The 11,926-nt window shown below is 28.5% G+C and carries 6 protein-coding genes; 4 read left to right on the forward strand and 2 right to left on the reverse strand.

The annotated features are described in order from the left end of the window. Nucleotides 1-103: 103 nt before the first annotated feature. On the forward strand, nucleotides 104-1,450 hold the full coding sequence (gene trkA / locus KI686_RS04895; RefSeq protein WP_237588144.1) for a Trk system potassium transporter TrkA: 1,347 nt from the start codon (nucleotides 104-106) through the stop codon (nucleotides 1,448-1,450). A 4-nt stretch (nucleotides 1,451-1,454) separates the two neighbouring features. Continuing rightward, complete coding sequence (locus KI686_RS04900; protein ID WP_237588145.1) at nucleotides 1,455-2,954, forward strand: TrkH family potassium uptake protein; 1,500 nt, start codon at nucleotides 1,455-1,457, stop codon at nucleotides 2,952-2,954. A gap of 63 nt (nucleotides 2,955-3,017) precedes the next feature. Here the strand turns inward: KI686_RS04900 and KI686_RS04905 are convergent, their stop codons facing one another. Then, nucleotides 3,018-4,370, reverse strand: coding sequence for a UDP-N-acetylmuramate--L-alanine ligase (locus KI686_RS04905; protein WP_237588146.1), 1,353 nt, complete (start codon nucleotides 4,368-4,370; stop codon nucleotides 3,018-3,020). 170 nt (nucleotides 4,371-4,540) lie between these two features. Here KI686_RS04905 and KI686_RS04910 point away from each other — a divergent pair, with 170 nt between their 5' ends. Beyond that, nucleotides 4,541-10,978, forward strand: a complete 6,438-nt coding sequence (locus KI686_RS04910) for an alpha-2-macroglobulin family protein (RefSeq protein ID WP_237588147.1) — start codon at nucleotides 4,541-4,543, stop codon at nucleotides 10,976-10,978. Between the two features lie 97 nt (nucleotides 10,979-11,075). After that, nucleotides 11,076-11,522, forward strand: a complete 447-nt coding sequence (locus KI686_RS04915; protein WP_237588148.1) for a hypothetical protein — start codon at nucleotides 11,076-11,078, stop codon at nucleotides 11,520-11,522. A gap of 37 nt (nucleotides 11,523-11,559) precedes the next feature. On the opposite strand, the gene KI686_RS04920 is transcribed toward KI686_RS04915, so the two are convergent. Then, nucleotides 11,560-11,916 carry a TfoX/Sxy family protein gene (locus KI686_RS04920; protein ID WP_237588149.1) on the reverse strand — a complete coding sequence of 119 codons (357 nt, stop codon included), beginning with the start codon at nucleotides 11,914-11,916 and terminating at the stop codon, nucleotides 11,560-11,562. Nucleotides 11,917-11,926 lie beyond the last annotated feature (10 nt).

Raw genomic sequence — 11,926 nt, forward strand, 5'->3', positions numbered from 1 at the left:
ATAAGAAAAGGTTGATTCAATCATACAAAATTGAAAATTAACATTTTTTTGTATTTAGATAGAAACTCTTTATATCTTTGGCAATTAATCTATTTTTAAAACTATGAAAATTATCATAGCAGGAGCAGGAGACGTTGGTTTTCATTTAGCTAAGCTTCTTTCTTACGAATCTCAAGACACTTACATTATAGACTTTGATGGAGTAAAGCTAGAATATCTTAACAATCATTTAGATGTTATCACTAAAAAAGGGGACGCTACTTCTATTAAATTACTAAAAGAAATTGGTATTGAGTCTGCAGATTTATTAATTGCTGTTACAGATAGCCAAAATACCAATTTTACCATTTCTGTAATTGGTAAATCTTTAGGTGCTAAAAAAACAATTGCAAGGATAGATAACCCAGAGTTTTTAGACAATTGCGAGGTAGATTTTAAAAAGTTTGGATTAGACTTTATGATTTCTCCACAAGAATTAGCTGCAAATGAAATTAAAATGTTGCTAAATCAGTCTTCTTTTAATGATACTGTTGCTTTTGAAAGTGGTCTTTTTAATGTTATGGGAACTCCTTTAACTTACAAATCTCAAATAATAGATTTAACAGTTAAAGAGGCAAAAGAAAGGTTTTCTAATATAGATTATGTAACAATTGCTATTAAAAGACAGGGTATTTCTCAAACAATTATACCAAGAGGAGATACTACTTATCAAATTGGAGATCAAGTTTATTTTTGTGTACCAAACTATAGTTTAAAAGAACTTTATCCTATTATTGGTAAACCAAGAATAAATATTAAAAATGTAATGATTCTTGGAGGAAGTAGTATTGGCGAAAAAACGGCGCGTAATCTTTGTAAGAGTAATTTTAACGTAAAACTGATTGAAAAAAACAAAGAAAAAGCAGAAATTTTAGCAGAAGATTTAAATAATACTCTTGTTATTAATGGTGATGGTAGAAATTTAGAATTATTAGAAGAAGAAAATATTAGAGAAACCGATGCATTTATTGCTGTTACCGGAAACTCTGAAACAAATATAATGTCTTGTTTAGTAGCTAAATCTAAAGGTGTTAAAAAAACCATTGCATTAGTTGAAAACATGGATTATATTGGTATTTCTCAAACAATCGGAATTCAATCTTTAATTAATAAAAAACTAATTGCAGCTAGTAATATTTTTAAACACATTAGAGAAGGAGAAATTATTGCTTTAGCTAATTTACATAATATAGATGCAGAAGTTCTTGAGTTTGAAGTACAAGCCGGCGCAAAAGTAACTAAACATCCTATTAGAGATTTAAAGTTTCCTAGAGAAGCAATTTTTGGTGGTATTATTAGAGATGAAAAAGCTATTATGGCTTCTGGTAATCTACAAATTAAAATAGGAGATAAAGTAATTGTATTTTGCTTACCTGAAGCTATAAAATCTTTAGAAAAATTATTTAATTAAATTAATGGGATCTTTAAATACCAAAATAATATTTCGTTTTCTAGGCATTACAGCTATCTTGAATGGACTTTTTATGTTTCTGGCATTTCCTTTTAGTGTTTTTCATGACGAAGCTGCAAAATGGGGAATTTTAAATGCCGGTTTTGTTACCGAAATTATAGGAATGTTACTTTTCTTTTTTAACAAACCTAAAAGTACAATCATTCAAAAAAAAGAAGGTTATTTAATTGTAACTCTTGGGTGGCTAACACTTTCTTTTACAGGAATGTTACCTTATTTGTTTTCTGAAACAATACCCAACGTAACCGATGCTTTTTTTGAAACAATTTCTGGATATTCTACCACAGGTTCCTCTATTTTAAATGATATAGAAGCAATGCCTAAAGGAATTTTATTTTGGAGAAGTGCAACACATTGGATTGGTGGTATGGGAATTATTGTACTTACAATTGCAATTTTGCCTTTATTAGGTATTGGTGGTATGCAGCTTTTTATGGCAGAAGCACCAGGGCCCTCTGCAGACAAATTACACCCAAGAATAACAGACACAGCAAAACGATTGTATTTAATTTATGTTATACTAACACTTGTTCAGTTTTTATTGTTAAAAGTTGCTGGTATGACTTGGTTTGATGCAATAAACCATGCAATGGCTACAATGAGTACTGGTGGGTTTTCAACCAAAAACAGTAGCGTAGCATTTTATAATAACATGCCTTTTGTACAGTATATAATTATCTTTTTTATGTTAATAGCAGGTTCTAACTTTGTATTAACATATTTTGCTTTAAAAGGAAAATTTAAAAAGGTTTTTGAAAGTGAAGAGTTTAAATATTACTTTTTTGGAACATTAATTGTTTCTGCTGTAATTGCCTTTATAATCATTTTTTATCAAGATCCTAATTTACAAACTACTATAGATCATCCGATGATTTACGGTAAAGTAGAAAGTGCTATTAGACATTCTTTATTTATGGTACTTTCTGTAGTTACAACTACTGGTTTTGTTAGTGCAGATTTTACTATGTGGCATTTCTTTATAACAGGTATTTTCTTTGCCTTATTTTTTACTGGAGGTTCTGCAGGTTCTACTAGTGGTGGTATAAAAATAGTTAGACATATTATAATGCTAAAAAACAGTTTTTTAGAATTTAAAAAAGCTTTACATCCTAATGCTATTATACCGGTAAGGCATGATGGTAAAGCGGTAAGCCATAATATTGTTTTTAACATATTATCGTTCTTTATCATTTATATGTTAATCTTTATTATGTCTTCTGTAATACTTACTCTATTTGGGTTAGATTTTATGTCTGCCCTTGGTGCTGCAGCTTCATCTTTGGGTAATATTGGTCCTGCAATTGGTTCTGTAAGTCCTGTTAATAGTTTTGCACACTTATCTGATGCTGCAAAATGGTTTTGTTCTTTTTTAATGCTAATCGGTCGTTTAGAACTATTTACCGTACTTATTTTATTTACTCCTTTTTTCTGGAGAAAAAATTAAACAAAAAAGCTCTAAATTTAAATTTAGAGCTTTTTTTGTATTTATAATATTTTAATTAGAATTCTAAATTAAATCTTTAACTTCATCAAAATCTAATCCTCCATAATTACCAGAACTCATTAATAAAACTGCTGAATTCTCTAATTTTTGTTCGAACAAAAACTCTTTAAATTCTTGTGGATTTGTGTAAATAATTAAATCATCTCTTTCAAAAGCATTCGCTATTTGTTCTGCCGTAACTTCTTCTAATTGTTTAATTTTTACAGCATGTGGCGAGTAAAAAACAACCGCTTTATCTGCTGCTTTTAAGGCGCCTTTGTATTCTGATAAAAATTCTGCATTTAAACTAGAATACGTATGTAACTCTAAACAAGCTAATACGGTTCTATTACTATATTGTTCTTTTACTGCATTTGTGGTTGCTGCCACCTTACTTGGCGAATGTGCAAAATCTTTAAAAATAACAGTAGTATTGCTTTCTGCTATTTTCTCTAAACGTTTACTTGCACCATTAAAACTTGCTATAGCTTCGTAAAAATAATCTTCATCAACACCCATGTGTTGACAAATCCATTTTGCACCAGCTAAATTTTGTAAATTATGTTTTCCAAAAATCTCTAAAGGCAAATCTCCTTCTTCTGTTTCTATAAAAGTTGTTCCGTCTTCTATAAAATATTCTGGTGTTGTATAAGGATATTTTTTTATTTGGTTTTCCGATGATTCTACTACTTCTTTTACAATAGCATCTTCTTCATTATAAACCATGCTACCACCTTTAATCATAGAATCTGTAAAGATTTTAAATTGCTCTACATAGTTTTCAAACGTTGGAAAAACATTAATATGATCCCAAGCAATACCGCTTAACAATGCAATATTTGGTTTGTATAAATGAAATTTTGGTCGCATATCTATTGGCGAACTCAAATACTCATCACCTTCTAAAACAATAAAATCGTTTTCTTCTGTTAAATGCACCATTGTTTCAAAACCTTCTAATTGTGCACCTACCATGTAATCTACCTCTTTATCATGATAATTTAACACATGTAGAATCATAGATGTTATGGTTGTTTTACCATGAGAACCACCAATTACAACTCGTGTTTTATTTTTAGATTGTTCGTATAAAAATTCTGGATAAGAATAAATTTTTAAGCCTAATTCTTGTGCTTTTAATAATTCTGGATTCTCTTTTTTTGCATGCATTCCTAAAATTATCACATCTAATTCTGATGAAATTTTTTCTGGAAACCAACCAAATTCTTTAGGTAATAAACCATATTTTTCTAAACGAGATTTAGAGGGATTGTGAATTGTATCATCAGAACCAGAAATTTGGTATCCTTTTTGGTGTAAAGCAATTGCTAAGTTGTGCATTGCGCTTCCGCCAATTGCAATAAAGTGAATTTTCATCTAACAAAATTTAAAAAAGTAAAAATACAAAAGCTCTGTACAATATTAATTATATTTATAACTAAACTGTTTTAAAAATTAACCTTATCAACTTAAAAAGTTGACCTTGTTAATCTTAAAAACGTAATAAATAATTTGTATTTCTTTTGATTGTATAAAAACCATTAACTATGAAAAAAATTATTCCTTTATTATTAATCTTATCCGTTTCTAATTTTTCTAACGCTCAAGATTCTTTTAAAAATCTTTGGTTACAAGTAGAAAGTTTAGAAATTGAAAACTTACCAAAATCGGCATTAGAAATTGTAGATAAAATTTATACAAAAGCAGAAAAAGAAAATAATTCTGCACAAATTATAAAATCTCTTTTTTATCAAAGCAAGTTTTCTTTAACCTTAGAAGAAAATGCAAAATTAAAAATCATACATAATTTTAAAAAACATATTGAGAAGAGTAATTTTCCTACAAGAAATGTTTTAGAAAACATTTTAGGTAATTTGTATTGGCAATATTTTAATATAAATAAATACACGTTTTATAATAGAACTAGAACAGCAAATAAAGTAGATATTGATGATTTTAGAACTTGGGATTTAGAAACTCTTTTCGAGGAAATTCATTGTCATTTTGAAGCCTCTTTAGAAAACAGTTTAAAACTGCAAGAAACAAACATTACCGACTTTGCTCCTATTTTAGAAATTGAAAAAAATGCTAGTATTTACAAACCTACTTTGTATGATTTTTTAGCAAACAATGCACTAGAGTTTTATAAAACATCAGAAACAACAATTACGAATCCTGTTTATAAATTCGAAATTGATAATCCAGATTTTTTAAGTGATTACAAAACATTTACTAAGCTAAAGTTAACAACAAAAGACACAGCATCATTACAATTTAATGCTTTAAAAATTTATCAAAATTTAATCTATTTTCACGCTAAAAAAAATAATTTAAAAGCTTTAGTAGATATAGATATTCAACGTTTAAATTTTGTAAATAACCATGCTACTTTTAATGATAAAGAAACCGTTTTTTTATCAACTTTAAAATCTAGTAGAAATCAAATTTCTGGTAAAGAAGAAAGTGCTTTATATGCTTTTGAAATTGCTGAAAAACATCAAACCAACTCAGAAAATAAAATTGCTTTTTCTATTTGCGAAGATGTTATTAATCGATTTCCAGAAAGTTTAGGAGCTAAAAAATGTAGCATTCTAAAAAATCATATTTTAGAAAAATCGCTTTCTATAACCTCAGAAGAATTTGTGCCAACAAACACTGTTTCTAGAGCTTTAATTACTTATAAAAATATTGATAAACTTTATTTTACAGCTTATAAAGTATCAGAAGATTTATTAAATAAATTTAACAAAACCTATGATGTTGAAGAAATTATTCAATTTATCAACAGCCTTGAAAAAAGTAAAGATTGGAGTGCAAATCTTAGAGACGAAAAAGATTATTTACAGCATACAACAGAAATTTTCATACCTAAATTTGATAACGGTCGTTATTTAATTATTGCTTCTAAAGACCAAAAAATCAACAAAGAATCTACTTTTGGTACCGCAACCATACAAGCTACTAATTTGGCTTTAATTGAAAATAGTTTTAACAACAAACACAATTATCAAGTTGTAGACAGAAACACAGGTAAGCCTATTGAAAATGCTCTTATCCACATTACAAATCCCAATAGAAGACATAGTGGCTTCATCAATAAAAAATTAAAAACGGACATTAATGGTTTTGCCTCTTTTAAAAGCAAAAACACTTATTACAATTCAGAAATTACAGTAAAATCTAATAACGATTTTGCTTATTTTGGCAATCATTCTTTATACAAAGATTATAAACGAAATGTAGGTAAAACTCAAACAAGTATTAGTGTTTACACGTTTACAGACAGAAGTATTTACAGACCAGCACAAACGGTCTATTTTAAATCAATTATTATTAAAAAATATGGTGATACTTCTTCTATTTATACTGATGAGTTAATAACAGTAAATCTAAAAGATGTTAACAACCAAACAGTAAAAACCTTAGAATTAAAATCAAACGAATTTGGTTCTATTGCTGGCGAATTTATCTTGCCAAACAATGGTTTAACAGGACAATATTTTATTGAAGTTAAATTAAATGCTAAAAATAAATATTCGCTCTTTGGTAATCGTTCTTATTTTTCTGTAGAAGAATACAAAAGACCTAAGTTTGAAACCGAATTTAAACCAATTACAGAAATCTATAAAATAAATGATTCTGTAACCATTACTGGTTTTGCCAACTCTTTTTCTGGTGCAAATATTACCGATGCAAAAGTGGTTTATCGCGTACACAGAATAGTACAATATCCTACTTGGTATTCTTGGAGAAGACCAAATATAAATAGTAGCGCGCAAGAAATTACTCACGGAGAAAGTGTTACAAATAATAAAGGTGAATTTAAAATTACCTTTAAAGCTTTAGCAGATAAAAGTGTTTCTAAAGAAAATTTACCAATATTTAATTACGAAATTACTGCGGATGTTACAGATTTAAATGGCGAAACCAGAAGTGCTACTTCTGTTGTTAAAGTTGGTTATCATGCTCTAAATGCTACCGTTTCTATTGATAATAAAATTGATAAAAACAACAAAGAAATTATTGTAAATATTGATACAAAAAACCTAAATAATGAATTTGTTCCTGCAAAAGGAATTATAAAAATATACAAATTACAAGCGCCTAAAAATGTATTAAGAAAAAGACCTTGGGAATTGCCCGATTATCAAGATATTTCTGAAAATACATTTAGAACTTTATTTCCGCATGATGCGTATTCAGAAAATGAAATAAATGAAAATAATTGGCAAAAAGGCGAACTTGTTTTTAGCAAAAATTTTGATAGCGAAAAGTCTAAAAAAATTGCTTTAAAAAATACTAAAAGTTGGATTTCCGGAAAATATATAGTGGTTTTAGAAAGCAAAGATAAATTTGATCAAAAAGTAAAAGACGAAAAAATATTTTCGCTTTTTTCTACAAAAGATAAAAAAGTAGCAGACAATAATATATTTACAATTAACACCAACAAAACATCTTATTTTGTTGATGATACTGTTGAATTAAAAATTGGTTCTGCTTCTAAAAACAGTACAATTACTGTACAAATTGAAAAAAAACATGTAATTGTAGCAACACATTTGGTTCAATTAAATGACAATATTAAAACAATTAAAATACCTGTAAATAAAGAAGATCTTAGGGGTTTTGCTATAAAATATCATTTTGTAAATTACAACTCTTTTAAAAGCGGAAGCTTATTTATTGATGTAATTAAACCTCTAGAAAATATAGAATTTGAAACCAATATTTTTAGAGATAAACTAAATCCTGGCGCAAAAGAAACTTGGAGCTTTACTATAAAAAATGATAAAAAAGATACTATTGCGGCAGAAGTTTTAGCCTCTATGTACGATGCTTCTTTAGATGCTTTTAGAAGTCATAATTGGTCTAATCAACCAAAACCTCAGAGCTATAAAACTAAATACAATTCTTACCAACACAGTAGCGCTAATAATAGTTTTAAAAATGCATATTATTATATTAAAAACAACAAGAGATATCGGGCAAATTATCCTAGTATTTCTAACAACAAATACAATTGGTTTGGTTTTAGTTTAAACAACAACAGATGGAAAAATCAAGATTATTTAAGAGGTTTAAGAAGCAAGATTAATAACAATAGAACTGTTTTTGACGGAATAATAACTGGTTTTATAGGTGATGAAGATGGACAACCCTTACCTGGTGTTTCTATTCTTGTTAAAGGAACTTTATTTGGTACACAAACAGATTTTGACGGTTATTATTCCATCAAAATAAAAAAAGGAGATATCTTAACATACAGTTATTTAGGATTTAAATCCGAAGAAAAAAGTATTAAAAATCAAACAACTATTAATCTAAATTTAAAAGCAGACGCTGCTCAATTAGATGAAGTTGTAGTTGTTGGATATGGAACACAAAAAAGAAAAAAATCAACAAAAGCTTTAACAGCTTTACAAGGTAGAGTTGCAGGTGTACAAATAATTGACGCTGAAGAAGAAGTTGAAGAAACAGTTATTGAATCTACAGAGACTGATGAAACTGAGATGGTTCTTGAAGATGTCCCTTTTATGAAAATTGATGAAAAGGGAAAAATATCTTTAGATGGAATTAAAGCTCGTACAAATTTTAATGAAACTGCTTTCTTTTTTCCGCAATTAAAAACAGATAAAAACGGAAAAGTTAGCTTTTCTTTTACAATGCCAGAAGCCTTAACCAAATGGAAGTTGCAATTATTAGCGCATACTAAAAATGTAAAATCTGCAACCAAAACACTAGAAACAGTAACTCAAAAAGAATTAATGGTTGTACCAAATGCGCCTAGATTTTTACGTGAAGGCGATAAAATTACATTAAGCGCAAAAATTAGTAACCTAACAAACAAAAAATTAGATGGTTTGGCGCAATTAATTTTAACGGATGCAATTACCGGAAAAGAAATAAACACAGTATTAGAAAACACAAATACAAGTAGAAATTTTTCTGTTGATAAAAACGGAAACACCAATGTTTCTTGGCAGCTTTCTATTCCAGAAACGGTACAAGCTGTGCAGTATAAAATTGTAGCAAAAGCTGGTGATTTTTCTGATGGAGAACAAAATGTTTTACCTGTTTTATCTAACAGAATGTTGGTTACAGAAACCTTACCAATGTGGATTCGATCTAACCAAACAAAAACATTTACCTTAGATAAATTAAAAAACCAATCTTCATCAACATTAAAAAACCATAAGTTAACTTTAGAAATAACTTCTAATCCGGTCTGGTACGCAATACAAGCTTTGCCTTATTTAATGGAATATCCTTACGAGTGTGCAGAGCAAACTTTTTCTAGATATTATGCAAACACAATTGCCAGTTTTGTGGCAAATTCAAACCCAAGAATTCAAGAAGTTTTTAATGCTTGGAAATCTTCGGATGCATTACTTTCTAATTTAGAAAAGAATCAAGAATTAAAATCGTTAATCATTCAAGAAACGCCTTGGTTACGAGATGCACAATCAGAAACTGAACAAAAAAAGAGAATTGCTTTATTGTTCGATTTAAATAAAATGAAAAACGAGCAAGAAAAAGCCATTAATAAACTACAAGATATTCAAATGAATTCTGGTGGTTTTCCTTGGTTTAAAGGTGGTAGATATGAAAGTAATTTTATTACCCAACATATTGCAACCGGCTTTGGTCATTTAGAAAAATTGGGTATTACAAATTTTGATGCATCAACTAAAAATATGATTGAAAAATCAGTGAAATTTTTAGATAAAGAGATTTTAGAAAATTATACTAATTTAATAGAACAAGCTAATAACATAAAGAAAAAAGCCACGTCTAAACAAACTGCAGAAGAAGAATATAACAAGTATTTATCTAAAAATCATTTAAATTATTTTACCATTCAATATTTGTACATGCGTAGTTTTTACAGCGATATTTCTTTAACCAAAAAAGGACAAGAAGCACTTAATTATTACCAAAATCAATCTATAAAATATTGGAATGATTATAATTTATATGCAAAAGGACAAATTGCTTTATCTCTTTTTAGAAATGATAAAAAACTAGTTGCAAACAAAATTTTAAAATCATTAAAAGAGAATGCTATTACTTCTGATGAATTAGGAATGTATTGGAAAAGCAATAAATCTGGTTACTTTTATTACCAATCGCCAATAGAAACACAAGCTTTACTTATTGAAACTTTTTCTGAAATAGAAAATGACACAAAAACAATTGACAACCTTAAAATTTGGTTACTTAAAAACAAACAAACTAATAGATGGAAAACTACAAAAGCAACTACAGAAGCCGTATATGCTTTGTTGTTAAATGGTAGCGATTGGGTTGGTGTCAATACTGAGAATAATGGAAGTATTACAGAAATGGTTGATATTAAAATTGGAGACAAAGAAATTAATCCAACGGAGTTGGAAGATGTAAAAGTAGAAGCCGGAACGGGCTATTTTAAAACTTCTTGGAATGGAAGCGATATTAAAAAAGAAATGGCAAAAGTTACCATTAACAAAAAAGAAAATGGCATTGCTTGGGGTGGTTTGTATTGGCAATATTTTGAGGATTTAGACAAGGTTACATCAGCAGAAACTCCGTTAAAAATCAACAAAAAATTATTCTTAAAAGTAAATTCAGATTCTGGTAAAGAGTTGCAAGAAATCACTGAGAATATAACATTAAAAGTTGGCGATTTAATTACCGTAAGAATAGAATTACGTTCTGATAGAGATATGGAATTTATACACATGAAAGACATGAGAGCCTCTGGTGTAGAACCAATAAGCGTTTTATCTAAATATAAATGGCAAGATAATTTAGGTTATTATGAAAGTACAAAAGATGCCGCAACTAATTTCTTTTTTGATCGTTTACCTAAAGGAGTTTATGTTTTTGAGTACGACGTTAGAGTAAATAATGCTGGTAATTTTAGCAACGGAATTACAACCATACAAAGTATGTATGCACCAGAATTTAGTAGTCATTCTAAAGGAACTCGCTTAATTGTTTATTAACTAAAATATTGAAAAGGGTTAATATTTTATTTAAATGAGTACATTAAAATTAATAAATAAATCTAATTTTGTTTTCAAATCAAATAAGAATATCATTATGAAAAAAACATTTTTAACTATAGGTCTTTTAATAGCAACCGTGTTTACTGTAAAGGCACAAGATATTGCAGATAATGCAATTGGTTTACGCTTTAGCGGTGGTACAGGTGTAGGTGCAGAGTTTTCTTACCAAAGAGATTTAGGTTTTAATAATAGACTTGAAGTAGATTTAGGTTTATCTCACGGTCTTTCTGATTTTAAAGCTGCAGGTTTATACGAATGGGTTTGGAATTTAGAAGAAAAGTTTAATTGGTACGCTGGTGCTGGTGGTGGAATTGTTTCTCAATCTGGTACAGGTGTTTTTGCCGCTGGTATTATTGGTGTTGAGTATGACTTTGATGTTCCTGTATTACTTTCTTTAGATTATAGGCCAGAACTTGGTCTTGGAGGAAGCGTTAATGGATTAGGAAGTAATCTTGCTTTTTCTGTTAGATATCAATTTTAAACCTTATTACCTTTTTAATAAAAGAAAATCCTCTAAATTAATTTTTAGAGGATTTTCTTTTTCTACTCGCTTTTGCAAGCGGATTAAAATCTAATGCTAATTGCAGCCAATAATATAAATCTTTATCTAAATCGTAAGCATCTACAGATAATAACACGTAACCTTTCATTGCTTTTCCTGTAAAACTCATTTCTTTACAACCTTCTTTTTCTAAAGATTCTAAATAAATATTAGGATTGATGCGTGCCATAATTTCATCTTTCATTACAGCAACACACATTTTTTCATCAACCATAAAACAATTACCTCCAAACATTTTCTTTTCGTAAAAAGGCACTTTTTTATCTGTAAAAAAAACAGCAATTCTTTCTGATAAAAATTCGTTAGAAGCCATTTTAACTTTT

It is taken from the genome of Polaribacter sargassicola (assembly GCF_021991835.1).
GTDB lineage: Bacteria > Bacteroidota > Bacteroidia > Flavobacteriales > Flavobacteriaceae > Polaribacter > Polaribacter sargassicola.

What these genes read in the sequence shown, in the direction of transcription:
- KI686_RS04900 (WP_237588145.1), top strand. Translation starts at nt 1,455, where the DNA reads ATGGGATCTTTAAATACCAAAATAATATTTCGTTTTCTAGGCATTACA.
- trkA (WP_237588144.1), top strand. Translation starts at nt 104, where the DNA reads ATGAAAATTATCATAGCAGGAGCAGGAGACGTTGGTTTTCATTTAGCT.
- KI686_RS04915 (WP_237588148.1), top strand. Translation starts at nt 11,076, where the DNA reads ATGAAAAAAACATTTTTAACTATAGGTCTTTTAATAGCAACCGTGTTT.
- KI686_RS04910 (WP_237588147.1), top strand. Translation starts at nt 4,541, where the DNA reads ATGAAAAAAATTATTCCTTTATTATTAATCTTATCCGTTTCTAATTTT.
- KI686_RS04905 (WP_237588146.1), bottom strand. Translation starts at nt 4,370, where the DNA reads ATGAAAATTCACTTTATTGCAATTGGCGGAAGCGCAATGCACAACTTA.
- KI686_RS04920 (WP_237588149.1), bottom strand. Translation starts at nt 11,916, where the DNA reads ATGGCTTCTAACGAATTTTTATCAGAAAGAATTGCTGTTTTTTTTACA.